This is a genomic window from Altererythrobacter ishigakiensis (assembly GCF_001663155.1).
GTDB lineage: Bacteria > Pseudomonadota > Alphaproteobacteria > Sphingomonadales > Sphingomonadaceae > Erythrobacter > Erythrobacter ishigakiensis.
Genome location: NZ_CP015963.1, coordinates 1,882,762 through 1,907,834 on the forward strand (window position 1 = coordinate 1,882,762; position 25,073 = coordinate 1,907,834).

The 25,073-nt window shown below is 56.9% G+C and carries 20 protein-coding genes, 3 tRNA genes and 1 pseudogene; 14 read left to right on the forward strand and 10 right to left on the reverse strand.

Features of this window, described 5'->3' with window-relative positions:
• Positions 1-9: 9 nt before the first annotated feature.
• Positions 10-2,010: a transketolase gene (gene tkt, locus A6F69_RS08940; protein WP_067600111.1), complete on the reverse strand. Its 2,001-nt coding sequence runs from the start codon at positions 2,008-2,010 to the stop codon at positions 10-12.
• Positions 2,011-2,431: 421 nt separating this feature from the next.
• Here tkt and A6F69_RS08945 point away from each other — a divergent pair, with 421 nt between their 5' ends.
• From A6F69_RS08945 to A6F69_RS08965, 5 genes are all read left to right on the forward strand, one after another.
• Positions 2,432-2,911 (forward strand): cell division protein ZapA, encoded by a 480-nt coding sequence (locus A6F69_RS08945; protein WP_067600114.1) that lies wholly within the window; start codon positions 2,432-2,434, stop codon positions 2,909-2,911.
• A 313-nt stretch (positions 2,912-3,224) separates the two neighbouring features.
• Positions 3,225-3,794 carry a 5-formyltetrahydrofolate cyclo-ligase gene (locus A6F69_RS08950; RefSeq protein WP_067602861.1) on the forward strand — a complete coding sequence of 190 codons (570 nt, stop codon included), beginning with the start codon at positions 3,225-3,227 and terminating at the stop codon, positions 3,792-3,794.
• Entirely contained in the window at positions 3,794-4,018 is a 225-nt protein-coding gene (locus tag A6F69_RS08955; RefSeq protein ID WP_067600117.1) for a DUF2842 domain-containing protein, read from the forward strand. The genes A6F69_RS08950 and A6F69_RS08955 overlap by 1 nt, the downstream gene beginning before the upstream one ends.
• Before the next feature lie 55 nt (positions 4,019-4,073).
• Complete coding sequence (locus A6F69_RS08960) at positions 4,074-5,513, forward strand: MFS transporter (protein ID WP_067600120.1); 1,440 nt, start codon at positions 4,074-4,076, stop codon at positions 5,511-5,513.
• Positions 5,514-5,521: 8 nt separating this feature from the next.
• Complete coding sequence (locus A6F69_RS08965; RefSeq protein ID WP_067600123.1) at positions 5,522-6,580, forward strand: MBL fold metallo-hydrolase; 1,059 nt, start codon at positions 5,522-5,524, stop codon at positions 6,578-6,580.
• A gap of 13 nt (positions 6,581-6,593) precedes the next feature.
• Here the strand turns inward: A6F69_RS08965 and A6F69_RS08970 are convergent.
• The 5 genes and pseudogenes from A6F69_RS08970 to A6F69_RS08990 form a co-directional block, all read right to left on the reverse strand.
• A tRNA-Asp gene (locus tag A6F69_RS08970) sits at positions 6,594-6,670 on the reverse strand.
• A 75-nt stretch (positions 6,671-6,745) separates the two neighbouring features.
• On the reverse strand, positions 6,746-8,005 hold the full coding sequence (locus tag A6F69_RS08975) for a dihydrolipoamide acetyltransferase family protein (protein WP_067600125.1): 1,260 nt from the start codon (positions 8,003-8,005) through the stop codon (positions 6,746-6,748).
• Between the two features lie 4 nt (positions 8,006-8,009).
• On the reverse strand, positions 8,010-9,068 hold the full coding sequence (locus A6F69_RS08980) for an alpha-ketoacid dehydrogenase subunit beta (RefSeq protein WP_067600128.1): 1,059 nt from the start codon (positions 9,066-9,068) through the stop codon (positions 8,010-8,012).
• Positions 9,065-10,358: pseudogene (locus A6F69_RS08985) on the reverse strand (thiamine pyrophosphate-dependent enzyme). The gene A6F69_RS08980 and the pseudogene A6F69_RS08985 overlap by 4 nt, the downstream one beginning before the upstream one ends.
• Before the next feature lie 139 nt (positions 10,359-10,497).
• Complete coding sequence (locus A6F69_RS08990) at positions 10,498-11,454, reverse strand: thymidylate synthase (RefSeq protein ID WP_067600131.1); 957 nt, start codon at positions 11,452-11,454, stop codon at positions 10,498-10,500.
• A 111-nt stretch (positions 11,455-11,565) separates the two neighbouring features.
• Between A6F69_RS08990 and A6F69_RS08995 the strand changes: the two genes are divergently transcribed.
• Positions 11,566-11,642 (forward strand) — tRNA-Pro (locus A6F69_RS08995).
• 3 nt (positions 11,643-11,645) lie between these two features.
• Here the strand turns inward: A6F69_RS08995 and A6F69_RS09000 are convergent.
• Complete coding sequence (locus A6F69_RS09000; RefSeq protein WP_245638223.1) at positions 11,646-12,191, reverse strand: DUF3429 domain-containing protein; 546 nt, start codon at positions 12,189-12,191, stop codon at positions 11,646-11,648.
• Here A6F69_RS09000 and A6F69_RS09005 point away from each other — a divergent pair.
• Entirely contained in the window at positions 12,190-12,948 is a 759-nt protein-coding gene (locus tag A6F69_RS09005) for an SDR family NAD(P)-dependent oxidoreductase (RefSeq protein WP_067600134.1), read from the forward strand. The genes A6F69_RS09000 and A6F69_RS09005 overlap by 2 nt on opposite strands.
• A gap of 63 nt (positions 12,949-13,011) precedes the next feature.
• Complete coding sequence (locus A6F69_RS09010) at positions 13,012-14,355, forward strand: ABC1 kinase family protein (protein WP_067600137.1); 1,344 nt, start codon at positions 13,012-13,014, stop codon at positions 14,353-14,355.
• Positions 14,356-14,357: 2 nt separating this feature from the next.
• On the opposite strand, the gene A6F69_RS09015 is transcribed toward A6F69_RS09010, so the two are convergent.
• Positions 14,358-16,151 (reverse strand): DUF885 domain-containing protein, encoded by a 1,794-nt coding sequence (locus A6F69_RS09015; RefSeq protein WP_083984750.1) that lies wholly within the window; start codon positions 16,149-16,151, stop codon positions 14,358-14,360.
• 67 nt (positions 16,152-16,218) lie between these two features.
• Here A6F69_RS09015 and A6F69_RS09020 point away from each other — a divergent pair, with 67 nt between their 5' ends.
• A complete protein-coding gene (locus A6F69_RS09020) occupies positions 16,219-16,692 on the forward strand; it encodes a low molecular weight protein-tyrosine-phosphatase (RefSeq protein WP_067600140.1) in 474 nt (157 codons plus the stop codon).
• On the opposite strand, the gene recG is transcribed toward A6F69_RS09020, so the two are convergent.
• A complete protein-coding gene (gene recG, locus A6F69_RS09025) occupies positions 16,675-18,735 on the reverse strand; it encodes an ATP-dependent DNA helicase RecG (protein WP_067600142.1) in 2,061 nt (686 codons plus the stop codon). The two genes, A6F69_RS09020 and recG, sit on opposite strands and share 18 nt — an antisense overlap.
• Positions 18,736-18,787: 52 nt before the next feature.
• Here recG and A6F69_RS09030 point away from each other — a divergent pair, with 52 nt between their 5' ends.
• From A6F69_RS09030 to A6F69_RS09045, 4 genes are all read left to right on the forward strand, one after another.
• Entirely contained in the window at positions 18,788-19,066 is a 279-nt protein-coding gene (locus A6F69_RS09030; protein WP_067600145.1) for an FAD assembly factor SdhE, read from the forward strand.
• A gap of 14 nt (positions 19,067-19,080) precedes the next feature.
• The gene (gene mfd, locus A6F69_RS09035; RefSeq protein ID WP_067600148.1) at positions 19,081-22,560 is read left to right on the forward strand and encodes a transcription-repair coupling factor; all 3,480 of its coding nucleotides are present in this window, start codon (positions 19,081-19,083) and stop codon (positions 22,558-22,560) included.
• Positions 22,561-22,625: 65 nt separating this feature from the next.
• Positions 22,626-23,414 carry an NAD kinase gene (locus A6F69_RS09040; RefSeq protein ID WP_067600151.1) on the forward strand — a complete coding sequence of 263 codons (789 nt, stop codon included), beginning with the start codon at positions 22,626-22,628 and terminating at the stop codon, positions 23,412-23,414.
• Between the two features lie 105 nt (positions 23,415-23,519).
• Positions 23,520-23,594, forward strand: a tRNA-Asn gene (locus A6F69_RS09045).
• A gap of 31 nt (positions 23,595-23,625) precedes the next feature.
• On the opposite strand, the gene A6F69_RS09050 is transcribed toward A6F69_RS09045, so the two are convergent.
• On the reverse strand, positions 23,626-24,366 hold the full coding sequence (locus A6F69_RS09050) for a sulfite exporter TauE/SafE family protein (RefSeq protein ID WP_067600154.1): 741 nt from the start codon (positions 24,364-24,366) through the stop codon (positions 23,626-23,628).
• 63 nt (positions 24,367-24,429) lie between these two features.
• Here A6F69_RS09050 and A6F69_RS09055 point away from each other — a divergent pair, with 63 nt between their 5' ends.
• A complete protein-coding gene (locus A6F69_RS09055; RefSeq protein ID WP_067600157.1) occupies positions 24,430-25,053 on the forward strand; it encodes a GNAT family N-acetyltransferase in 624 nt (207 codons plus the stop codon).
• Positions 25,054-25,073: the final 20 nt, after the last annotated feature.

Consider the following 25,073-nt stretch of genomic DNA (forward strand, 5'->3'; position numbering starts at 1 on the left):
ATCTCCTGCTTAACCGTTCAATTTATTCAAAATTTGCGGGACGATTGCCTCCGCAGTGAAACCGAATTTGGCAAACAGATCGCCTGCCGGGGCCGACGCCCCGAAACGATCAAGGCCAATGTTGACGCCATATGTTCCAGTGTAGCGTTCCCAGCCCAAGGTGGAACCTGCTTCTATCGAAACCTTCAGGCAATCGGCGGGGAATACGTCTGCGCGATAATCGCCAGGCTGTTTATCAAAAATCTCAGCACATGGCATCGAGACAACATCGGCACCAATGCCCTGCTCTTCCAGAGCGCCCGCAACTTCGGCGGCGAGCGCGACTTCGGAGCCCGTAGCCACCAGCACAACTTTGCGGTCCGCGCCGGCAGAGGCAATCCGATATGCGCCCTTGGCTGAGCGATTTGAGCTTGCTGACCAGTCAGCATCCCCCTCTCCGCGCAGCTGCGGCAAGCCCTGGCGGGACAGACAGAGCACGGACGGGGTATTCGGAGTTGATAGTGCCAGCGCCCAGCATTCAGCTGTCTCGATCACATCGCATGGGCGGTAGACGTTGAGATTTGGCATCAACCGCAGGCTCATGACCTGCTCTACCGGTTGGTGTGTTGGGCCATCTTCGCCCAGGCCGATGCTATCGTGCGTCATGACATAGATCGCGCCAACTTCCTGGAGCGCCGACAGCCGGATTGCATTGCGACAGTAGTCGCTGAAGATCAGGAAAGTGCCGCCATATGGCACGACCCCGCCGTGCAAAGCCATGCCGTTCATCGCGGCTGCCATCCCGAATTCACGAATGCCGTAATAGACGTAGCGTCCCGAATAGTCCTGAGCGCTCATCGGGGAGGTGCTGCTGGTCTTGGTATTGTTGGAGCCAGTAAGGTCTGCCGAGCCGCCAATCAATTGCGGCAAAGCCGCGGTTAGCGGTTCCAGCGCCATTTCCGACGCCTTGCGGGTCGCGACCTTCTTCGGTTCTTCTGCCAAGTTCCGGATGTGCGCTTCTAGAGCTGGAGCCGCCAGACCGCCAACCCCCATCATGTGGTTTTCGAATTTGGCCTTGCGATTCAGATCGGTCGCAAGCCGACCAGCCCACGCGCCATGCGCGGAAGCTCCACGTTCGCCTGTTGCGTGCCAATCAGCGAGAATGTCGGTTGGAACCGTGAATGGCTCATGTTCCCAACCCAACTCTTCGCGTGCAGCAGCAATCTCTTCTGGCCCAAGCGGCGCACCATGCGTTGCGCTGGTTCCCTGCTTATTTGGCGCGCCCTTCCCGATTACGGTTTTACAGGCGACGAGCGATGGGCGGCCATCAGCAACAGCTTCATCAAGAGCGCGAGCGATGTCTTCGAAACTATGCCCGTCACAGCTGGTCACATGCCAACCCGTCGCTGTGTATCGGGCCTTGATATCTTCGCTGGTCGAAAGATCAGTCCCGCCATCGATGGTGATGTTGTTGTCATCCCACAGCACGATCATCCGGCCCAGACCAAGATGACCAGCAAGGCCAATCGCTTCGTGGTTGATACCTTCCATCAGGCATCCGTCACCTGCAACGACCCAGGTGCGGTGGTTGACCAGATCATCGCCAAAGACAGCGTTGAGGTGTCGCTCAGCCATGGCCATACCCACTGCCATGGCCAAGCCCTGCCCCAGCGGCCCAGTGGTGCATTCTACGCCGGGCAACAGGAAGTTCTCTGGATGTCCCGCACACGGGCTGCCCAGCTGACGGAAGTTTCGAATATCGTCCATCGTCGGGGCAGCATAGCCCGACAGATGCAATAGGCTGTAGATCAGCATCGAGCCATGCCCGGCTGAGAGAACGAAACGATCGCGGTCTGCCCAGTCGGGCGCGTGAGGGTCAAACTTCAGATAGTTCGACCACAAAACCGTCGCGACATCGGCCATCCCCATCGGCATGCCCGGGTGTCCTGAATTGGCTGCTTGGACTGCATCCATCGACAGCGCGCGGATCGCGTTGGCCATGGGTTGAAGGCGGACGGGATCGAGGCTCATTCGATTGGGCTCCTGAACTGCGAAAAGCGTGGCGGGTTACCAATTCGCTCAATGCGTCGATTCGACGCGTTGACGGACCCTTCGCGGAGGGGCGTTACGAGGTCAAGCCGGTCTGATCGCCATTCCACCGACTGGCGAAAGTTTGACGCGATTGAACAAGCTCAAGATCACTTATCAACAGGCCGGGCCAAGGCTTTGCTCTGTTTGCGCAATTCGTCTATTTTGGCGGAGTGGAAAGAGATCGAATATCGCGAGCGATCGAAAGGATCGAAGTTGCCGTCGACCGGATCTACACGGCGAGCGAGAAGATTAGCGTCCAATCGCTAGATAATGGTAGTTGGTCAGCAAAGCACGAAATTCTGCGGAAAGAGGTCTCTGCAACACTGTCGGATCTCGATCACTTAATTGCCGGGCTTGAGCCATGAGCGAGATTACACTGCGAATAAGGGGCAAAGCCTACAAAGTCGCGTGCGCTGACGGCGAAGAGGCGCACCTCGCCAGACTTGGCGGCATGATCGACGAAAAGTTGTCCGCCATGGGCACTAAAACTGGTTCAACAGAGGCGCAGAATCTGCTGTTCGCCGCTCTCTTCCTTGCCGACGAACTGTATGAGGCGCGCCAAGCTGTGGGTGATGACCCAGGCAAGCTGAACGAACAGGTCAAATCGCTTCAACAAGACAATGAAAATGCTGAGAAAAAACAGCGAGAGATTTCACTGGAACTTGACGCGGTTCGCGGTGAACGAGATGCGATAGCCAATGACTTGGCCAATATTAGATCGGCGGCTGGCGGGCAGGAGACACTTTTCAAGAGTGACGATATTACGCCAAAACTTGAACAATTGGCCGACCTGATCGAAAAATGTGCCGATACGCTTGAGAGCCGGGCGTCCATGTCCTAAATACAGCGTTGGCGGGACTGCCCGGCACGAGCCGTTTGAATATCCCTGAGGCTATAAGCAATTCCTAGGGAGCTGTCCCTGCTCCGGATTACGGGTTCGTCCTGGGGTCTAGGGCATTACGGCACCCACCTGACGTTTAGGCGTCAGAGGATTTCCCGAGCACCGACCCATGGTGGTTCCGTCACTGTCTTTCATTCCGCACGCCTTCAGGCGCGCGATATCCTCGCTCATGCGACCTGAAGGTCGCGTCGCTGCGGGCGCCCGTTCGGGCTTGCGGCCTTTTGGGCCGATTGGACGAGTAGGTGATGTAGCGATGAGGAAATCAGAGCTTCGAAAGCAATTGCGCTCAGCCCGCCGAGAGCATGTTGAACAATTGCCAGAGACGATGCGTGGCCTTGTCTTCCGCCATCCCCCGCGGCCGATACTTGATCGTATTGGACCAGATGCCGTGATTGGCCTTTATCATGCGACCGCGCACGAGGCACCTACTGCGAACTACAGCGCACATTTCTGCGAGCATGGGCATCGCGTCGCCCTTCCCCGCTTCGCATCACATGATGCCCCGATGCGATTCGCAGAGCACACCGATCCGTTTGGCGAAACCGATCTGGAGAAAGGCTCATTTGGCTTGATGCAACCAACTGCTGACGCACAGGAGCTGACGCCCGATGTCCTGTTCGTTCCCTTGATTGGCTTCGCAGCCACTGGCGAACGGCTGGGCCAAGGCGGCGGGCACTATGATCGCTGGTTGTCGGAACATCCCGATCGCATGGCGATTGGTCTCGCATGGGATGTTCAACTCTGCGAGGATCTCCCGACAGAACCGCACGACATCACCCTAGACGCTGTGATAACCCCAACGAGAATGTACGGACCCTTTTGATGCGCGAAACACCAACTTGGCGAATTCCCGTGGGCATTCTTGCGCTATTCACCGCGTTAATCGTCTATGGCATCGTGATCGCTCGATACGCACCAGATTTGATCGGCGCTTGGCCGGTATGGGCTCAGACGATTATTTACGTCGTATTGGGTGTGATCTGGCTGCTGCCACTCAAGCGTTTCCTGATCTGGATGGAAACGGGCCTTTGGAGCGCCCCCGACTAATTCCATTGCCAGTACAAACTCGATCGCATAGCCTCCGCTCGGGGGAGGAAGCTGCGTGGAGACAGATGAGGGCACAGAACCGCCCAACTCCGGCCAACCAACGGTTGGGCTGAAAATTGCCTACGGGTTTGGGGCGAGTGCCTTTGGCATCAAGAACAACGGTTTCGATTACTTCCTGTTGCTGTTCTACGGAACGGTCATTGGCCTTGAACCCGGTCTGGTTGGCTTGGGCATCCTGATCGCACTGGTATTCGACGCGATCAGCGATCCCTTGGTCGGGTATTGGTCCGACAATTTCAGGTCACGCTGGGGAAGACGTCACCCCTTCATGTACGCTGCGGCGGCACCCGTCGGTCTGACGTACTTCCTGCTCTGGAATCCACCCGAACTCGATCAGCTCGGGCTTTTTCTTTATCTGACCTGCTTGGCCGTGCTCATCCGGACTCTCATAACGTTCTACGAAACGCCGAGCACAGCGTTATTGCCTGAACTTTCGTCCGACTACGCTGAACGAACCAATCTCCAGTCATATCGCCTGTTCTTTGGATGGACCGGCGGCAACATCATGAGCGTGCTTATGTTTGGCGCGCTGCTTGCCGGTGAAGGTGGTATGCAAAGCCGAGAGGGCTTTGAGACATACGGGATCATCGCCGGCACGCTAATATTCCTGACCATCATGGTGTCCGCAATCGGCACACACCACCGCATTCCCACACTCTCAAAACCTTCGGCCAACACTGAACGCTATAGTGTGCGTCGCATATTTCGCGAGATGGTAGAAACGCTCAGCGAAGGAAGTTTCATTGCATTGTTCTTTGCGATGATCTTTGCTTCGATCTCGACCGGAATTGCTACGTCGCTATCCTTCATCATGCTCAACTACTTCTGGGGTTTTAGCGAGTTTCAGATCTTCCTCTGGACCGCGACGGTATTCTTTTCTGCCTTGCTGGGTTTTCTGATTGCTCCACGAGTAACTCGAAAATTTGGCAAGAAGGAAGCCAGCATTGGCTTGGGAGTTCTGGCGTTCAGCATCGCGCCTGCCCCTGTCATTCTCCGACTTCTCGGCCTTATGCCCGAAAATGGCGATCCGGTCCTTTTCCCGTTGGTTCTTGCAATCAATGTGATTGACCTGGCATTGATCATTGCGGTTCAGGCCGTAATTTACTCAATGATCGCCGATCTGGTTGAGTCCAATCAGCTCAAAACCGGGCGAAGAAGCGAAGGGGTTTATTACGCGTCGATCACTTTCACCCGAAAGACTACACAGGGTCTGGGCGTGCTTTCCGGGGGTCTAATCCTGTCGGCGGTCGCATTCCCGCAAGGCGCCGCGCCTGAGACTGTGAGTGAGGATACGTTATGGTGGCTGGGCGCTTTCTACGCACCCTCGCTGGTGTTTATGTGGTCAGCCATGCTCTATTGCATCTCGCGCTACCGCATCGACAGAAATGCCCATGAGGAGAATCTACGCAAGCTAAGAGAGTCCATTCGGGCCTGAGGAAGCATATGAAACGTTCTGTAATCTGGCTCGCAATAATTGTCATTCTTAGCGCGGGCGCCGTATGGATTTTCGGCCAACGCTGGATTGGTGAACGGGTCTTCGACAATGCGGTCGCTCAAAGAGTCGGGGTAGATCGTACCGCCGAACTACCTGATGGCTTGCATGTGTTTGTATGCGGCAGCGGCTCGCCGATGCCAGATGCCAATCGCGCCGGCCCTTGTATTGCCGTCCTGGCAGGCCGCGATGGATATATTTTCGATGTGGGCTCGGGTTCCGATCGAAAACTAGGTGCGATGGGCTTTCCCATGGACCGTCTTCAGGGAACGTTCCTTACTCACTTGCATTCTGATCACTTCGATGGACTCGGAGCCTTGATGTTGCAGGCGTGGATGGCCGGTGGGCGCGACGAGCCGCTGCCAGTTTACGGTCCGGAAGGAACAGACCGCCTAGTAGATGGCCTGATGCAAGCTTACGAGATCGACCGAGGATACCGGATCGCACACCATGGACCAGAGGTTGCGCGGCCAACTGGCTTTGGCGGCATCGCAACGAACATCGAGGAAAACTTCACATTTGAGCGAAATGGCCTCTCAATTCGCACACTTCGGGTAGATCATGCGCCGATCGACAATGCGTTTGCATTTCGGCTCGATTACGAGGGTCGCTCAGTGGTGATCAGTGGCGATCTCAAATATTCCGAGGAGTTTGCTCGCTTCTCTCAAGATGCCGACGTCATCCTGCACGAAGCGCTCAATCCGACCATGGTGGGGCAACTGGGCGAAACTCTTGCTGCCCGCGGCAACACAGATGGCGCGAAGATCATGGCCGATATTCCAGACTACCACACTTCACCAGAGGACGCAGCGCGCGTGGCGCAGCTCGCCGGGGCGAAAGCTCTGGTTCTGTATCACTTGGTGCCCGCGCCGCCTGTGCGCTTGATCGAGCCCGCACTCCTGGGCGACGCTGAAAAGCACTTTGATGGCCGGTTGGAGCTTGCTGAAGATGGCATGCTGATCAGCTTGCCAGCGGAAAGCCAACAAGTCGAAATCGATCAGCTATTGTAGAGAAATACCCAAGTGGCGCGAGTGACGGGACTTGAACCCGCGACCTTCGGCGTGACAGGCCGACACTCTAACCAACTGAGCTACACCCGCGCAGCCACTTGGGAGACGCGCAAATAGGGCCGAGTCCAGATGCTGTCAACGACCGTTTGCGCGAAAAAACAAACTTTATTCGCTCAAGAGCAGAACCGGCGTTTCGATCAGCTTTTTGAGCTCTTGAATGAAGCTTGCCGCGTCGTATCCATCAACGACACGGTGATCGCAGCTGATCGAAATGTTCATCAGTTTGCGCTTTTCGATCCGCTCCTGCCCGTCAGGCCCTGTCACAAACATAGGGCGTTCGACAATGCGATTGGGACCGATGATCGCAACTTCGGGGCGATTGATAACCGGTGTGGTGGCAACACCTCCTAGAGGACCAAGCGAGGTGACGGTAAGGGTCGATCCCGAAAGCTCGTCCGACTTGGCGGAACCATCGCGCGCCGAATTGGCAAGCCGCCCGATTTCATTGGCAAGCTGCCAAAGGTTCTTCGCCTGCGCATCCTTGATCACGGGCACCATCAGCCCGTTGTCGGTCTGTGTTGCCATGCCGAGATGAACCGAGCCATGGCGGGTCACCACGCCTGCTTCGTCATCATAACGCGCGTTGATCATTGGGTATTCTGGCAGCTTCTTGCAGATCGCCGTGATCAAAAGCGGCAGCATCGTCAGCTTTGGCTTGGCACCACGAGCCGAGTTCAGCTGAGCACGCATGTGCTCCAGCTCGGTCACATCGCACTCTTCAACATAGGTGAAGTGCGGAATATTTCGCTTCGCTGCAGACATATTCTGCGCGATGCGCTTGCGCAGGCCGATGACCTTGACGGCCTCATCTTCGCGGGTCGCGCCCGCTGGGGCAAAACCACCACTAGTGTTGTAGGCTAGGAACTGATCCAGATCGCCGTGGCGAATTCGTCCATCTTCGGCGGGTTTGATCTCGGACAGATCGATGCCAAGGTCGCGTGCACGCTTGCGAACGGCAGGCGTGGCAAGAATCTTTGCGGAGGTTTCAGCAGGCACTGAAGCCGGGGCTGGCGCAGGTTCTGGTTTTGGCTCCGGTTCTGGCGCGGGCTCTGGCTGCGTAGCTAGCTCGGGTGCTGCTTCTTCAGCGACCTCTTCAGCCTCCTCTACCTCGTCAGGCACTTCGCCCTCGACTTCAACAACTATGAGCATCGAGCCCACCGCGATCACGTCGCCAACTTCGCCAGCGACTTCAGTCACTACACCATCAACCGGGCTTTCGATGTCAATCGTAGCCTTGTCGGTCATCACATCGACGAGATGCTGGTCTTCCGACACAGTGTCGCCAACCTTGACGTGCCACTCGACGATCTCGGCTTCGGCCACGCCCTCGCCTACGTCAGGCATATTGAATGTGAACTTTGCCATTGCGTCAGTCCTTCAAAATCTTGTCGATCGCATCGCCTATACGGACCGGGCCCGGAAAATAGGCCCATTCCAAGCTGTGCGGATATGGTGTGTCGAAACCGGTCACGCGTTCAACCGGAGCCTCGAGATGATAGAAACAACGCTCCGTAACCAGCGCGGACAGTTCAGCGCCAAAACCGGCGGTGCGGGTTGCTTCGTGAACAATCAGGCAGCGTCCGGTCTTCTCAACAGAAGCTTCGATTGCTTCAATGTCGAGCGGGACAATTGTGCGCAAATCAAGGATATCGGCGTCGATACCCTTCGCCTCACAGATTGCCTCTGCCACATGAACCATTGTTCCGTATGCCAAGACGGTCAGCGCTTCGCCTTCGGTAACATGGCGCGCTTTACCGAGCGGTATCTTGTAATAGCCTTCAGGCACCACACTTTGCGGGTGCTTCTTCCAAGGTTCGACAGGTTTGTCGTAATAACCAGAGAAAGGCCCATTATAGATACGCTTAGGCTCGAAGAAGATCACAGGATCGTTGTCTTCGATTGCGCTAATCAACAAGCCTTTTGCATCATATGGCGTGGAGGGTATGACCGTCTTGAGGCCTGAAACATGAGCGAAGATTGCTTCGGGAGACTGGCTGTGGGTTTGACCGCCGAATATTCCGCCCCCGAATGGAGAGCGTACAGTCAAAGGCGCAATGTAATCATTCGCTGAGCGGTAACGCAGACGTGCCGCCTCTGAAATAAGTTGATCAAGCCCCGGATAGATATAGTCCGCAAACTGGATTTCCGGCACAGGTCGAAGGCCATAGGCTCCCATCCCTACTGCTACGCCAATGATCCCGCATTCTGATATCGGCGTATCAAATACACGCGTCTTGCCATGCTTTTCCTGCAAGCCCGCGGTGCAACGGAAAACGCCACCGAAATAGCCGACATCTTCACCCATGATGATTACGTCATCATCGCGTTCGAGCATGATGTCGAGCGCGTCATTGATCGCCTCAATCATGTTGAGCCGGCGCTCGCCTGCTGCAGCCGCGGCAACCTCTGTCTTGGCTTTAGTGCTCATTCTCCCGGCCCTCCTTCGGGCCATTTAATCTGGCGTTCGCGGATAGCTTGATCAGCTTGCTCCTCCAGATGCCACGGCAGTTCTTCATAAACGTCTTCGAACATGGTGTGGAACGGATGATGAAGGCCATGGCCGAGAATGCCGTTCTTTTCAGCTTCCTTGGTTGCAGATTTGACCAGCTCCGCGCATTCAAGATCCATCGCTGACTGGCGGTCTTCGTCCCACTCGCCCAATTCGATCAAATGGTTTTTCAGGCGCATTACGGGATCGCCCAGCGGCCATTCCTCGCGCTCCTGCGCGCTTCGGTAGCCGGAGGGATCGTCCGACGTAGAGTGACCTTCCGCACGATAGGTGAAGTATTCGATCAGCGTTTGCTCGCGCACGGTTCGCAGCCCATTGCTGCGCCGCATAGCAAGCAAGAGCATCGTTCCCATCAACCCGCAGGCCAGCCAATCCATAACCCAGAGCACGCGCTGCAAATGTTGTGCGTTCCGCGCCGGCAAATCCAGAGAAGCTCGAGATCGCCCACTGGTTGTTGATGACGTTGAGGATGACCGGCGCGTTGTAGACCGTCGCAAAGGTGCAGGCAGAGTGGAAGTCGCCCTCCGCCGTCGAACCCTCCCCCACCCATGTCGCAGCAATTCGACTATCGCCTTTGATCGCACTCGCCATCGCCCAACCCACCGCTTGCGGTGTTTGCGTGGCGAGATTGCCTGAAATCGAGAAGAAGCTGTGCTCGCGGCTCGAATACATGATCGGAAGCTGGCGACCTTTCAGCTTGTCGCCTTTGTTCGAATAGATCTGATTGATCATGTCGACGATCGGATATCCGCGCGCGATCAGAATGCCTTGCTGCCGATACGACGGAAATATCATGTCGTCTGATGCCAAGGCCATAGAAGACGCAACGCTGGTCGCCTCTTCACCAGTACACTTCATGTAGAATGACGTCTTACCCTGGCGCTGACCGCGGAACATGCGATCATCGAAGGCGCGAACAAGCGCCATGTTGCGCAGCATGGTGCGCAGCGTGTCGGCATCAAGCTTTGGATCCCACGCCCCATGCGCCTTGTTGTTTTCGCCCAACACGCGCACCAGTCCGTAGGCAAAGTCGAGCATCTCTTTGGGGGCGCTCGCCTCGTCAGGGCGAGGCTGTTCGCCTGCTTTGGGGATTTCAAGGTGGCTGTAGTCGACCTCGTCACCGGGCCGGTACTTCGGCTCTGGTACGTGCAGCTTTAGCTGAGGCCGGTTCGAACCGGACTGCGGATGTTTATCGGCCGGATCGGCCATAGGCTTGCTCTCCCAACACCAGTGTGTGGCCATTCGAAGGGTGCAATCTCGCGCGAGATTTCTACCTGACAGGCACACATTCGAATGCTGTTATGAGGAGCGCCTATGGCAGCAAATTGCGGCGGTCAAGCGGCGCAAATCACACCGCAACAGGAGCCTTGATCGGAGCCTGTGGCGTGTAATCATGAACCACAAAATCGTCGATTGAGTAGTCGAAAATTGTTTCTGGCTTTCGGGTGATTTCAAGAGTCGGATTACCAGATGGCTCGCGAGACAACTGTTCCGTGATCAGATGTTCGTGATTCATGTAGAGATGCACGTCCCCACCCATCCAGATCAACTCACCCGGTTCAAGGTCTGTTTGCTGCGCAAGCATTCGCTGCAGAAGGGCTGCCGACCACAAATTGAAAGGCAGGCCCAACGCAACGTCACAACTGCGCTGATAGAGCAAACAATTCAGGTGCTTTTCGGCAACATGAAACTGGTACGTCTTGTGACAAGGAGGCAGAGCCATCCTATCCAATTCGGCGACATTCCAACCTTCAATGATGTGGCGGCGGCTGCCCGGATTATTCCGCAGGCTCTCTACCACCCCGGCGACCTGATTAATGCCGGGCCCTTTCTCGTAGAGACCATCCTTGCGATAGCGAAAGGTCGGCCAATCGACCCATTGCTTGCCATAGACCGGGCCCAGATCGCCCCACTTCGCTGCGAACTCCTCATCATCGGCGATCCGCTGCACGAACTCATCGAGCGCGATCTGCTCACCCGTCGCTCTGACGAAATTGGCGTGCGGCCATTCATTCCATATTTTCACGCCTTGCAGAACGAGCGGCCGGATATTGGTTTCGCCGGTTAGGAACCACAACATCTCGCGCGTGGCTGTCTTCCAGTACACGCGCTTGGTTGTAAGCAAAGGCATCGCACCGTGCGCTAGATCAAATCGCAGCATTGCGCCGGCAATGGAACGCGTGCCAATTCCCGTCCGATCAACCCCCTCACTACCTTGCTCCCATATCTGACGCATCAGATCGAGATACTGCTGCTCGTAATGCGCCGTATCACCTTGAGTGTGGGGAATCTTAGCACTGGCCATACAACAACCCTAAACCCGCAATTGCGCGCTTGCCACCCCGCTAAGGCGCTTCTATAGGGCGCGCCTTGCCTCGTTCCACAGCTCTTTTGCAGCCATGTGGTCCGATCCGGTCGGGGAGTAGCTCAGCCTGGTAGAGCACTGTCTTCGGGAGGCAGGGGCCGGAGGTTCGAATCCTCTCTCCCCGACCATATTCAAACTGGTTCAATCCCGATCAGGCCCAGTGCCGCTGTCAGTGTTCCCAGTCCCAGCGACAAATGCCATCGCAACCGCATGAAAACAGTGTCAGAAAGACCTAACCAGCGGTCAATGCAAGGGCTCAATGCAATTAATACGCCTAAACATAACAGCTGTGGCTCAGGCCACTGCCACCCGAAAGTCCAAGGCAAGAACAACGCTAGCGCCAGCAAGCTTGGCAACACCGCAATCAGATAGACTATCGCGTCACCTCGCCTTGCCAGCAGAGCTTGCCCCCACCAAACCCCGCCCAGGAAGCTGAATATAATTGCCGCATAGGCGAAACCTCCTGCCAGCGCGATGAAGCCCCACTCCCCTCCTTGCAAAAGGAGCACGAGCGAAATGGCCTGTGGCAGCAGTCCTGCATATCCAAGAATTCGAGCCGGTCGCGATAAGGTTTCGGTGGTCATGCCCGACCAATAGCCAAATTCACCAAGGGTTCCCTGACCTGACAAATTTGAGTGATTGCGCGTTGGAGACAGTTCGCGCAATCTGCGGATCATGAACCTTTTCGATCTAAGCGGAAAAACCGCAATCATCACGGGTGGCAACAGTGGCATCGGCTTGGCTTTCGCTCGCGGACTAATCAAATCAGGTGCCGACGTCGCGATATGGGCACGCAATCCGGAAAAGAATGCACACGCAATCGATGAACTTTCGGCACTGGACGGCGGCAAAGCAATCGCCCTACCCTGCGATGTTGCTGAAGAAGAACAGATCGCGGCTGCCATGGCAGGGACGCTCGATGCGTTCGGGAAAGTCGATATCTGTTTTGCGAACGCCGGTATCGGTGGTGGCATGGCGTTGCCAGAGATGACCGCCGAAGCATGGGACCATGTGATGGCTGTCAACGCACGGGGCCCAGCTCTCACCTATCGTTACGTCACCGAGCATATGGTCGAGCGGGGCGAAGGTGGCAAACTTATTGTGACGTCATCCGGCCAGTCGATCATGGGGGTCAATCGCAGCTCCAACTACGCCGCGTCAAAGGCGGCGGTAAACGGGCTGACCCGCGCCGCGGCATTTGAGCTTGCACGCTACAGGATTACCGCAAATGCCTTGCTGTTTGGCTTCTACGAAACTGATTTGACTGCACAGGCAGACCCGCGGTTTGCTGAGTGGATGACCAAGCGCATTCCTCTCAGGCGCTTCGGAGATCACGATGGGCTGGAGGGCTTGGCAGTATTCTTTGCCTCTTCGCACAGCGACTACATCACTGGTCAGTGCCTACCGGTCGATGGTGGTCTTTGCATTAGCTGAGGAACAGCGACAGGCTCCGATCATTGGATAGCCGTATGGACGGCACAGATTGGATCAATTCACGTGACTGATCGCGATAACCCACGGGATAACGCGCGTTATCGAGCCGTTCCTAGTTCGCGCCTCGGCCGGGTGGCGGGTTTTGGCCGGCTAGCAAGCGGAATCGCCGGAGGTATGGTGGCCGAAGGAGCACGACGGCTCGCCAGTGGCGAGAGAATTTCCGCCGAGGACCTGCTGCTCACACCCGGCAATGCACGTCGTCTGACGGAGAGGCTGTCCCATCTACGTGGCGCGGCGATGAAGCTGGGGCAAATCATCAGCATGGATGCAGGTGATTTCCTGCCGGCTGAGCTATCCTCAATTCTTTCCACACTCCGCGATCAGGCGAACTTCATGCCGGCGCGGCAACTGGACTCCGTTCTGCGTGAAGAATGGGGTACGGATTGGCGAACGAATTTTCGTTGGTTCAATCCCCGCCCCATCGCGGCGGCATCGATCGGACAGGTCCACAAGGCGCTTACTCGCGATGGCAAAGAACTTGCGATCAAGGTCCAGTACCCGGGCGTTGCGGAAAGCATATCTGCAGATGTTGACAATGTCGCCACGCTGCTGCGGATGTCTGGACTGTTGCCCGATACGCTCGACATGGAACCGCTGTTGGCGGCCGCCAAGGAGCAGCTCAAGGAAGAGGCTGACTATATTCGCGAAGGCGAACAAATGCGCCTTTATGCTGAACGCATGGAAGGCGATGACCGCTTCGTCGTACCCGACATACACGAAGAGCTGACACGAAGCCGTATTCTGGCGATGAGCTTTGAAGAGGGCATCCCGATCGAAGCTCTCGCCGAAGAACCACAGCACCTCCGCAACGAAGTGTTCGAGCGAATCGTCGATCTGGTTTTGCGGGAGCTTTTTGAATTCGGCGCAATGCAGACCGATCCCAATTTCGCAAACTACCGCTATCGCCGCAGCAATGGGGCGGTAGTGTTGCTCGATTTCGGCGCCGCGCGCGATATCGAGCCGCATGTCATCAAGGGTTACCGAAAACTCCTTAACGCAGGTCTGAGCGGCGATGCCGCCAGAGTTCGTGAAGAGGCTCTCTCCATCGGATTTATAAATCAAACCGTAATCGAACGTCAGGGCGAACGGGTCGACCGGATGATCGCGATTATCACTGATGAAATGAACAAGGATGCGCCCTTCGACTTTGGCAATCGCGCTTTCGTGCCACTTTTGCGCGATGAAGGGTTGGCGATCGCCGAAGACAAGCAAAGCTGGCATATCCCGCCGGCGGAGACGTTGTTCGTTCAACGCAAGATAAGCGGAACGGCGCTGTTGGGCGCGCGGCTGGGAGCTGAGATAAACGTCCGCCAGCTTGTGGAGGCCAAGCTGGCGGAGGTAGTCTGAAGTTACCCAGACTTTTGCGCTTCAATCCATCTTTTGACGTATGTTTCCAGAACACTCATTGGAACTGATCCATTTTCAAGCACCGTGTCGTGAAATGCCCGCAGATCAAAACTTGATCCCAGTTCTCGCTCGGCCAGTTCCCGCAATTCGCGGATTTTCAACTCACCTACCTTGTATGCCAGTGCCTGACCGGGCCACGTAATGTAACGGTTGACCTCAGCATCGATATTCGCGGGCGAAAGCGCCGTATTGTCGAGCATGTAATCGACCGCACGTTGCTTGCTCCAACCTTTGGAGTGTATCCCGGTATCGACGACAAGTCGCGTGGCGCGCCACATCTCATAGCTTAACCGGCCCATCTCACGTGCAGGCGTATTGTAGAGCCCCATCTCAATTCCAAGACGTTCAGAATACAGCCCCCAGCCTTCCACGAAAGCGGTGAAGAATGTGCCGTTGGCGCGAAGCGGATGCAGGTCCAGCTCGCGCTGCAAGGCAATCTGGTGATGATGGCCCGGGACTGCTTCATGCACACCCAGCGCGGGTAGTTCCCACAAGGGACGCTGATCGAGCTCGGTCAGATTCAAACGATAAATCCCCGCCTGCCCCGTTTCGAGCGAGCCAGGCTCGTAATACGCAGTCGTATTCCCAGGGGCTTGTGCTGCTGGAATGGGCAGTACCGTGTAAGGCTGGCGCGGTAGCTTACCGAACAGTTTCGGCATCCAGCCATCGATCTCCTTAGCCAAAGCTTGTGTATAGCGCAGATAGTCCTGCTCATCGGTCATGTAATACCGCGGGTCGGTGCGCAGATGCTCGATGAAAGCTTCGCGCGTTTCAAACCCGGCTTCGGAGGCCACAGTCTCCATTTCCGCACGGATTCGTGCGACCTCAGATAGCCCAAGCTTGTGAACTTCGTCAGCGGTCATGTCCGTCGTAGTGAAACTCTTGACGCGATAGTCATAAAACTCTGCACCTCCAGGAGTTGCAAGGACGCCCGGTGTTCCTGTGCGACATCGAGGTGCATATTCGTCTGTGTAGAAGTCCGCAAAGGCTTGAAGCTCCGGAAATACAGAGGATTCTAAGACGGTCTTGGCGCGAGCTTTCAGATCCGCCCAATCCGCATCGCTGATCGTTGCAGGCTGTGTTGCAAACGGGGCCCAATACGGAGAGCTTTCCGCTTCAGAGTGAACCATGCTCTGCATGCGATCATCGAAACCTTCCATCGGACCGCACGCGTGTGTCAGGCCCTTTTCGATGGAGATTCGTGACCGATCAATAGAGTCTTGGTTAACCTTTGAATACGCGGCAAGGCGACCAACGTAGCTCTCGTAATCCTCCAGCGTGAAGAATGGTGAGCTATGCGGCAATGAGGCCAATTGATTGAACCAACCCCCGCGGTTGGTGAAGATCTGGTACCAGTCATGCTCATGAGCGGAGGCAGCGACAATGTCCGCCATACTAAGTCGTACGACGTCGAAATCGACTTGCAAGTCAGCAGAAAGTGCAGCCCTGTCGATCGTATCAAGCTGCGCCACAAACCGCCGGGCATCAGCGATGCTGCGCGCGTGGGCTTCGAGAGACCAATCGCCCAACTTACCGTCACCCCTTCGATCGCCAACGCTTGTTGCTAGGCCCGGGCTGTTATCCAGATACCATTGCCAGATCTCTTCGCGAAGTGACTCATAGGCAGCGATAGATTCGCTTTCTATGGTTGCCATCCCGTGATCATTTGCGCTGACAGATGTGCCAGAAATAGCGGCAGTCGATGCGAGCAATACCGCGGCAAGTAGCTTTTGCATTAAAATCTCTCCTGTTGCGGACGCTTCCTATTGCGCGACCACCTATAGGTCCAGTAGCCATTGACCAATGGCACACACCGCATCTGTTCTCTTCGTTTGCCTTGGCAATATTTGCCGTTCCCCTTTGGCCGAAGCCGCTTTCCGCGCCGCTGCGCACGAGGCAGGTTTCGAAGTGCATGTCGATAGCGTGGGCACTGCAGGTTATCATGTGGGTGAACCGCCCGACCCCCGAAGCATCCGCACAGCGGCCACTCGTGGCATCGACATCGCGCACTATCGTGGGCGGCAACTCGCAGAGAGTGACTATCGCGAATTCACGCACATCTTTGCGATGGATCACGAGAATCTAAGAAACATTGAAGCTAGAGCGCCCACAGATGCGACGGCGAAAATCTCGCTTCTGCTAGATTTACTTCCCCACCGTATGGGCGAAGCCGTGGGTGATCCCTATTACGGTGGAGAGGATGGATTTGAGCGCACATGGGCTGAGGTGAATGAGGCGGCACAGGCGCTCGCAAGAAAGCTAGCCCCCGCGCAATAATTGTACGCCCCAATCCCGCTCAAACAGATAGAGCAGGATACGCGCTGCCTCTCCCCGCTCGCTTGCCAATCCCCCATCTCGCTCCATCAACAATCGCGCATCGGCATGAGCCGCGGGCAACAGTCGCGTGATCTGTTCAAGATTTGCAACGCGAAAAGGCGTGTCTCCCGACTGGCGGGTTCCCAAAAGCTCACCGCCACCGCGCAATTCCAAATCCTCTTCGGCAATGCGAAAACCGTCCTGCGTTTCGCGCATCAGCGCGAGACGTCTACGAGCAGTTTCAGACAAGGCTTCTCCGCGCAACAGAAGACACACGGCCTGTTCCGATCCACGGCCAACCCGGCCACGCAGCTGGTGCAGTTGAGCGAGGCCAAATTGCTCGGCCTGCTCTATCACCACCAAAGTCGCGTTGGGCACGTCCACACCAACTTCAATGACCGTGGTCGCGACCATCAGCTTCGCCTCGCCCGCGACAAAACGCTCCATTGCGGCGTCCTTGGCTTCGGGCGGCATTTGACCGTGCACAAGCACAACGGAATCTCCGAACCGCTCCTTCAGCGCCGCATAGCGCGCTTCTGCCGCCGCCAGATCGGCGACCTCGCTCTCATGCACCATGGGGCATACCCAGAACGCCTGCTGCCCTGTCTCAAGGTGTCGCGCGATCCCATCGACAATCTCACCCATGCGTTCCATCGACATGACGCGGGTCAAAATCGGCTTGCGGCCCGGCGGCATCTCATCGAGTTTGCTAACGTCCATCTCGCCATATTGCGCGAGCGTAAGCGTGCGCGGGATCGGCGTGGCCGTCATCGCCAATGTGTGCGGTGTGCGCTTGCCCTTACTGGCGAGCTGCAGGCGCTGGGCAACGCCAAAGCGATGCTGTTCGTCGATCACCACCAGACCAAGGTCTTTGTAGTTCACTGTATCCTGAAAGATCGCGTGCGTGCCCACCACAATATCGATTGAGCCGTCGAGCATGCCCATAAGCTTAGCTTCGCGGGCCTTGCCTTTGTCACGCCCTGTCAGGAGAGCGACCTCAACGCCAGTTGGCGCGGCCATCTGCCGCAAAGTCTCGTAATGCTGGCGAGCCAAGATTTCTGTTGGAGCCAACAACGCTGCCTGCTTGCCCGCCTCATTCGCGATCAACATGGCATACAGCGCGACCACGGTCTTGCCCGCGCCAACATCGCCCTGCAGCAATCGCAGCATGGGCGCTTCCTGCGCCAGATCGCCTTCGATTTCGCTGACCGAACGAGACTGTGCACCAGTCAAAGAGTAAGGCAGCTGCAGTTTGTCACGCAGTGAGCCCTCGCCAGCCAGGGGCTGGCCCTTACGGCTGCGATTGTCCGCCCGCACCAGCATCAGCGCGAGACTGTTCGCCAGCAACTCATCATAGGCCAACCGATCGCGAGCTTTCGGATTCTCGGATCTGTGCGCCAGGCTCAACGCGTCACGCCAATCAGGCCAGCCCTCCTTGTCATGCTGCGTCGGTTCGATCCATTCGGGAAGCTCTGGCAAGCGGGTCAGCGCCTGACTGACCAGCCCTGCCATTCGTGGCTGCGTCAGCCCTTCCGACAAGCCGTAAACGGGCTCGCACATACGCGCAAGGTTGGCGCTGCTTTCCTTCTCGACGTGATCCGGGTGCACGATCTGCAGCATATCGCCAAAACGGTCGAGCTTTCCCGCTACCCAGCGCCTCTCACCAACTGGCAGCTGTTTCTTCGCCGTGTAAGACGCCCGCCCGAAATAGGTGATGTTGCAGATGTTGCCGGTGCTATCCTGCGCAAAGACCCGATAGGGCCCTCGGTTATTCCGCGCTGCACGGTGTTCGGTCGGCGTTAGCGCGACAATAATGTTCTCGCCTTCGTTCGCGTCATCAAGCGTTTCAACGGCTCGCCGCGTCACAAAACGCTCTGGCAAGTGATAGGCTAAATCGCGCACGCGAGTGAGGCCGAGCTTGTCCAGCGGCTTCTTCAGCTTCGGCCCTACGCCTTCCAGCGCATCGCTCTCGATAAACAGCGGATTTAAGACCTCAGGACGCATTTCACTGCTATAGCCGCTTGCGCGCTTTGAGCGAGTCCCCTACCCGCGCCTTATGCCCGACGCACTGACATTCGAAGCCCGTCTCGCCCGCGCCAAATTCCGCGCGTGGCATCGTGGCACCCGCGAAGCCGATTACATGATCGGCGGCTATTTCGATCGTTATCACAGCGAATGGGATGAGGTTGCATTACGCTGGTTCGAAGATCTGCTCGACGAAGACGACGTGGATGTGATGGCCTGGGCCATGAAGACCGCACCAGTTGCAGAACGCTTTGCCGGACCGATGATGGAGCGAATGCAGCAGCTCGACTATGTCGACATCCCGCGCTGATCCGACGCACCTCTATGCCTGACCTTTCGAATATCCTTTCGGCCTCTTCGCCGCTTACCCTCGCCTCGGTTGCGCGCGGCGCGCAGCCATTGGTGATGAGCGATCTGGCGCGCGCTTCTAAGGGACGCGCAGTCTTTATCGCACCGGATGAGGCTGCGATGCGTTCGGTGGCGGAAGCGGCCAAGTTCTTTGCACCAGAACTTGAAATGATCGAGTTCCCCGCATGGGATTGCTTGCCTTATGACCGGGCGAGCCCTGCATTATCGGTCAGTGCAAAGCGGCTCGCCGCCCTGCATCGCCTTCAGTCTGGCAAGGCCGGTTCACAGCTACTGGTTACCACTGCGAACGCGGTTCTGCAGCGTGTTCTGACCCCGTTTCGAGTTCGCGAGAGCGTTCGTGAATTCAAACAGGGTACAACCATCGGCCATAGCAGCTTGTCCGCCTTGCTCCAGCGGCAAGGCTATTCACGCACGGACACCGTGGTCGATCACGGTGAGTATGCCCTGCGCGGCTCGATCGTCGACATTTTCCCGTCGAGCCTGGAACAGGGTCTGAGGCTCGATTTCTTCGGCGATGAGCTGGAAAGCTTGCGCCTGTTTGATCCGTCAACGCAGATGACCGTCGGCACGCTGAAACAGCATCTCTTGCTACCTGCGAGCGAGGCGCTGCTCGATGAAGACAGCATCAAACGTTTCCGCAGCCGCTACCGAGAGATGTTCGGTGCCACCGCAACACAGGACCCTCTTTATGAGGCAGTCAGCGATGGACGTCGACTGGCTGGCATGGAGCATTGGCTGCCGCTGTTCGAGGATCGGTTGGCGACGATCTTCGACTACCTCTCGTCTGAAGACGTGGTGGTCATCGACAGCGGAGCCATCGGCGCATCGGACGAACGGCTAAAGGATGTCGCGGATTATCATCAGGCGCGCAAGAAGACTGCCGGCCAGGCAGCCGGTAGTTATCGGCCGCTCGACAATAATGCGCTCTACCTGGGCAAAGACGAATTCGATGCTGCGCTCAGGGAGCACACTGTCCACCGCAGCGTGATTTTTGCTGAGCCTGAAGGTGATCAGGTGATCGACTTCGGGTTCTCCTCAGCGCGCGATTTCGCACCGGATCGAGCACGCGGGGACAATGTCTATCCCATCGCGGCACAACACCTCAATTCGCTCGGCAAATCCGGCAAGCGTGCGATTATCGCGGCATATTCCAGCGGCAGTCGCTCTCGCATCGCATCTATCCTCGAAGAGGCTGGGTGCAAGGTAGAACACGCAAACACGTGGCAAGAAGCGCTAGGGGCGAGCGCCAGGGGCAAGCCCGTAGCCACCGTTCTGCCGCTCGAAACGGGGTTTGCGAACGATCAGATCGAACTGCTGACTGAGCAGGATATCCTGGGTGACCGGCTTGTTCGACGCAAGAAACGCCGCAAGGATTCCGATGCATTTCTGGCGGAACTGCAATCGCTTAGCCGCGGCGATCTGGTGGTCCATGTTGAACACGGGATTGGGAAGTATCTAGGGCTGGAACCAGTCCCCGTAGGCAAGAGCCAGCACGACTGTGTGATGTTGGAATACAAGGGCGGCGACAAGCTGTTCATCCCGGTTGAGAACATCGATGTGCTTTCACGCTACGGCAGTAGCGAAGAAGCGGTCATGCTCGACCGGCTAGGCGGCGAAGGTTGGCAGAAACGCCGTGCGAAGCTGAAAGAACGCATCCGTGCGATCGCCGGTGAATTGATGCAGATCGCCGCTCAGCGCGCGCTGAAGAAAGCGCCCGTGCTTGAGCCAGAGGCATCGGCCTACAACCAGTTCGTCGAGAAGTTTCCGTGGCAAGAAACCGACGACCAAGACGCAGCCATCGCTGACGTATTGCGTGATCTGGAAAGCGGCCGCCCAATGGATCGATTGGTGTGCGGCGATGTGGGCTTCGGTAAAACCGAAGTGGCCCTGCGCGCTGCATTTGTAGCCGCGATGAACGGCCAGCAGGTGGCAGTGGTTGCCCCCACTACCTTGCTCGCGCGGCAGCATTACACCAATTTCGTTGAACGCTTCGCTGGCTTCCCGCTGAAAGTTGGCCGCTTGTCTCGTTTGGTCCCCGCTAAAGAGATGTCGGACACACGCGAAGGTCTTGAGAAAGGCGATGTCGATATTGTCATCGGCACGCATGCGATCCTGTCAAAGAGCACCAAGTTCCGCGATCTGGGCCTGGTGATTGTCGACGAAGAGCAGCGGTTCGGGGTGACGCATAAAGAGCGGCTAAAGGCATTGCGTGCTGACGTGCATGTTCTGACTCTGACGGCCACTCCCATCCCGCGCACGCTGCAAATGGCGATGACGGGCCTGCGCGAACTCTCAACCATCCAGACGCCGCCGGTCGACCGCCTCGCGGTGCGGACCTATGTGATGGAATGGGATGACATGGTGATGCGCGAAGCTTTGCTGCGCGAACACCACCGCGGCGGGCAAAGTTTCATCGTTGTACCACGCATTTCCGACATGGCCGATGTGGAAGAATGGCTGCGCGAGCATGTGCCGGAAGTGAAGAGCATATCCGCGCACGGCCAGATGGGAGCTGGTGAAGTCGAAGAGCGCATGAGCGCGTTCTATGACCGCAAATATGACGTGTTGCTGTCGACCACCATCGTCGAGAGCGGACTCGACATCCCCAGCGCCAACACAATCATAATCCACCGCGCCGATCGGTTCGGGCTGGCTCAGCTTTACCAGCTGCGCGGGCGCGTAGGCCGGTCAAAGCTGCGGGCCTACGCCTATCTGACCTACGCAAAGGATGTGCAGTTGTCAGAAGTGGCGGAGAAGCGTCTGAAAGTCCTGGGCGATCTCGACTCATTGGGAGCCGGATTCCAGCTCGCTAGCCACGATCTGGACATTCGCGGGGCCGGCAATCTACTGGGCGACGAGCAATCGGGCCATATCCGCGAAGTCGGGTTTGAACTCTATCAGTCCATGCTCGAGGATGCGATCCTTGCTGCAAAGGCAGGCGAGATGGGACTTGAGGCAGACCGCGACAAAGTCAGCCCGCAGATCACCGTCGACGCACCGATCATGATCCCGGAAGATTATGTGCCGGATCTGGCGGTGCGCATGGCGCTGTATCGCCGTTTGAATGATGCCAAGGACAAGGCAGAGATCGAGGCCATGGCGGCTGAGATGATCGACCGTTTCGGCCCCCTGCCCGATGCCACTGCCAACCTCGTTCGCCTGATCGAGATCAAGCATCAGGCCATCACAGCCAATATTGCCAAAATTGATGTCGGCGCACGCGGAACACTTGTGACATTCCACAAGGATGATTTTCCGGACGGGCCAGGCCTTCTTGCCTATGTCGACAGGCTTCAAGGAACGGCCAAGCTGCGCCCAGACATGAAGCTGGTTATCAATCGCGCTTGGGGTGATCCGCAAAGTCGCCTCAATGGCTTGTTCCAGCTCACCAAGGGACTTTCACGTATCGTCCAAAAAGCTAGGAAAGCAGCCTGAACGTTGAAATACGCTGGCTTCGCGCATAGTTGTGCGATCACGCTTGGCGATGAAGGGACGAAAAATTGTCCGATACAGGTACATTCAAACGCTTTGCCTTGCTGGCTTCTGACGCGCATCGAGCCAAAACTGCCTATGCCGATCTGTTGCCTACACATGACTGGGTACCAGTCGAAGAAGCAGATGTGGCTGTAGTTTTGGGCGGCGATGGCTTTATGCTCCAGACCCTGCATGAAATGCTGAATCGCGGAAGAGTCATACCCGCCTATGGCCTCAATCGCGGCACAGTGGGCTTCATGATGAACCGGTATCGCAATGGTGGAAACGTGCTTAGCCGGGTACAGAAGGCTCGCCCTTTCACCTTCTCACCATTACGAATGGAAGCGACCACGCAGGACGGTAAAGAGCACACATTTCTTGCCATCAACGAAGTGTCGTTGCTGCGTGAGATGCGCCAGACCGCCAAGATTGAAGTCTCAGTCAATGGCCGCGTGCGGATCAAAGAACTGGTCTGTGACGGCGTGCTGCTGTCAACGCCAGCAGGATCAACGGCCTATAATCTGTCAGCCAATGGCCCAATACTGCCACTCGATTCGAAACTATTGGCGTTGACGCCGATCAGCCCATTCCGTCCGCGGCGCTGGAACGGGGCAATTCTGCCCGATCATTTGCCCGTCAAATTTCGAATACTCGAGGCGGCAAAGCGTCCCGTTTCTGCTGTGGCGGACCAGACCGAGCTTCGCGACATTGCAGAGGTTCTGCTCACAGTCGAACGTGACACGGAGCTTACGCTGCTGTTCGACAAGGGACATTCGCTCGACGAACGGATTGTTGCCGAACAATTTCAGGTCTGATCAGCGTGAACCGTAATAGTCGCGAAAAATTGCGGCCTGAGCCCCACACACCACTTGCCAAACGAATCCAGCGCCCATATAGGGCCGCTCTGCCTTTCGGGCTGCTCCCCGATAGCTCAGCGGTAGAGTAGGTGACTGTTAATCACTTGGTCGTTGGTTCGAATCCAACTCGGGGAGCCACTTTCTTCCAATGCATCGAATAAATGATCGGCTAAAAGCCTAACAACAGCCGTGCGCCCACAATTGTGACCAAGGCAGCGGTTAGCCATCTGATCCATCTCAACGGAAGAACCCGCACCGCCAACAGGCTGCCGATCTGACCGCCAATGGCTACCGAGATAAGCAAGGCAAAACCCCCAGCAACCGCGCCGCTTAACACACCACTTCCGCTTTTGATCAGCTGCCCCGCAAGGCCAAACAGCGAATTCACCAAGATGAAAAAACTGGCCGTTGCAGCAACTGCACGCGCGTTGTTCCATCTGGTCAAATGAAGCAGGGGAGCCAGGAAGATGCCTCCCCCAATCCCCACCAAGCCTGCGATGTAGCCCAGCGGCACCGCCACCACGCCGACGTAGCGTGCGAACTGCATCGGCATTGCATCGCTTCCATCCGCAGTCGGCATCAGCATTGTTATGCCTGTAAGCACAAGGCTCGCGCCAAGAAGCAGCATGAAGGTTGCTTCATCAATCGGGGTAAGCCCCCCAAGGAACGCTGCCGGTGCTGCCAACGCAGTTAGCAACAATGCGCCGCGCCATGGTGTTACCTTGGCCCGGGCAAAACGCACGCTACTGCCGGCGACAACTACAATGTTGCAGGCAAGCGCCAGCACTGGCAGCAAACGGTAATCGAGCCCGGACAACGCCAATAATGCGGCATAGGTCGAACCACCACCAAAACCGACGGACGCATAGAGCAGTGCAGTAATGAAGAAGGCCGCGATCAGGAATGGCATGCACGCTCTCTATCCGCCCCCTCATCCCCATGCTAGCAAAAGCGATCAGGAGGGGCAGGCATTATGCAGATTAGCGACATAGATCTGGGAACAGGGCTGACCCGTGCGATGTTGCGCTCAGACGCGGATGTGATCGGCGACATAACCGCTGACGCGTTTCGAAACGACCCGTTCAACCTTTGGCTGTTCGGAAACTTTCCCGCGATCAGCGCTCTGTTTCACGCTCAGGCCAGACGGATTTATGTTCCCAATGGTTTCTCCTACCGATCAGGAGAGGAAGGCGCGTGTATGTGGATGCTGCCGGATCAGCACGCGAACTTCGGATTGTCAGACTATGCTGTGATTTCGTGGTCAACCCTGATCAGGTCTGGACCACGTGCCGTTGTTCGCGCGATCAAGACCGGGACAGCGATGGATGCGCAACACCCAGAATTCCCCCATGCCTATCTTTTCAGCATCGGCGTGCGTCCCTCCGCGCAGGGCAAGGGCTTGGGGCGCAAACTCATCCAACCCATGCTCGATGCCTGTGATCGCGCAGGGGTCCGAGCATATCTGGAGAATTCCAACCCGGCGAACACGGGCTTCTACAACTCTTGCGGCTTCGAACAGTTTGGGGAGCCAATCCACCCGGAACCGGAAAGCCCGCCACTGGTGCCAATGTTGAGAGAGCCGCGCGCGTTAGCCTGAGCAAACGCGCTTGGCTCTCC

What these genes read in the sequence shown, in the direction of transcription:
- A6F69_RS08990 (WP_067600131.1), bottom strand. Translation starts at nt 11,454, where the DNA reads ATGGCCAGTGCTAAGATTCCCCACACTCAAGGTGATACGGCGCATTAC.
- A6F69_RS09020 (WP_067600140.1), top strand. Translation starts at nt 16,219, where the DNA reads ATGGCACACACCGCATCTGTTCTCTTCGTTTGCCTTGGCAATATTTGC.
- A6F69_RS08950 (WP_067602861.1), top strand. Translation starts at nt 3,225, where the DNA reads ATGAGGAAATCAGAGCTTCGAAAGCAATTGCGCTCAGCCCGCCGAGAG.
- A6F69_RS08965 (WP_067600123.1), top strand. Translation starts at nt 5,522, where the DNA reads ATGAAACGTTCTGTAATCTGGCTCGCAATAATTGTCATTCTTAGCGCG.
- A6F69_RS09050 (WP_067600154.1), bottom strand. Translation starts at nt 24,366, where the DNA reads ATGCCATTCCTGATCGCGGCCTTCTTCATTACTGCACTGCTCTATGCG.
- A6F69_RS09055 (WP_067600157.1), top strand. Translation starts at nt 24,430, where the DNA reads ATGCAGATTAGCGACATAGATCTGGGAACAGGGCTGACCCGTGCGATG.
- A6F69_RS09000 (WP_245638223.1), bottom strand. Translation starts at nt 12,191, where the DNA reads ATGATCCGCAGATTGCGCGAACTGTCTCCAACGCGCAATCACTCAAAT.
- A6F69_RS08980 (WP_067600128.1), bottom strand. Translation starts at nt 9,068, where the DNA reads ATGAGCACTAAAGCCAAGACAGAGGTTGCCGCGGCTGCAGCAGGCGAG.
- recG (WP_067600142.1), bottom strand. Translation starts at nt 18,735, where the DNA reads ATGCGTCCTGAGGTCTTAAATCCGCTGTTTATCGAGAGCGATGCGCTG.
- A6F69_RS08975 (WP_067600125.1), bottom strand. Translation starts at nt 8,005, where the DNA reads ATGGCAAAGTTCACATTCAATATGCCTGACGTAGGCGAGGGCGTGGCC.
- A6F69_RS08955 (WP_067600117.1), top strand. Translation starts at nt 3,794, where the DNA reads ATGCGCGAAACACCAACTTGGCGAATTCCCGTGGGCATTCTTGCGCTA.
- tkt (WP_067600111.1), bottom strand. Translation starts at nt 2,010, where the DNA reads ATGAGCCTCGATCCCGTCCGCCTTCAACCCATGGCCAACGCGATCCGC.
- A6F69_RS08945 (WP_067600114.1), top strand. Translation starts at nt 2,432, where the DNA reads ATGAGCGAGATTACACTGCGAATAAGGGGCAAAGCCTACAAAGTCGCG.
- A6F69_RS09015 (WP_083984750.1), bottom strand. Translation starts at nt 16,151, where the DNA reads ATGCAAAAGCTACTTGCCGCGGTATTGCTCGCATCGACTGCCGCTATT.
- A6F69_RS09005 (WP_067600134.1), top strand. Translation starts at nt 12,190, where the DNA reads ATGAACCTTTTCGATCTAAGCGGAAAAACCGCAATCATCACGGGTGGC.
- A6F69_RS09030 (WP_067600145.1), top strand. Translation starts at nt 18,788, where the DNA reads ATGCCCGACGCACTGACATTCGAAGCCCGTCTCGCCCGCGCCAAATTC.
- mfd (WP_067600148.1), top strand. Translation starts at nt 19,081, where the DNA reads ATGCCTGACCTTTCGAATATCCTTTCGGCCTCTTCGCCGCTTACCCTC.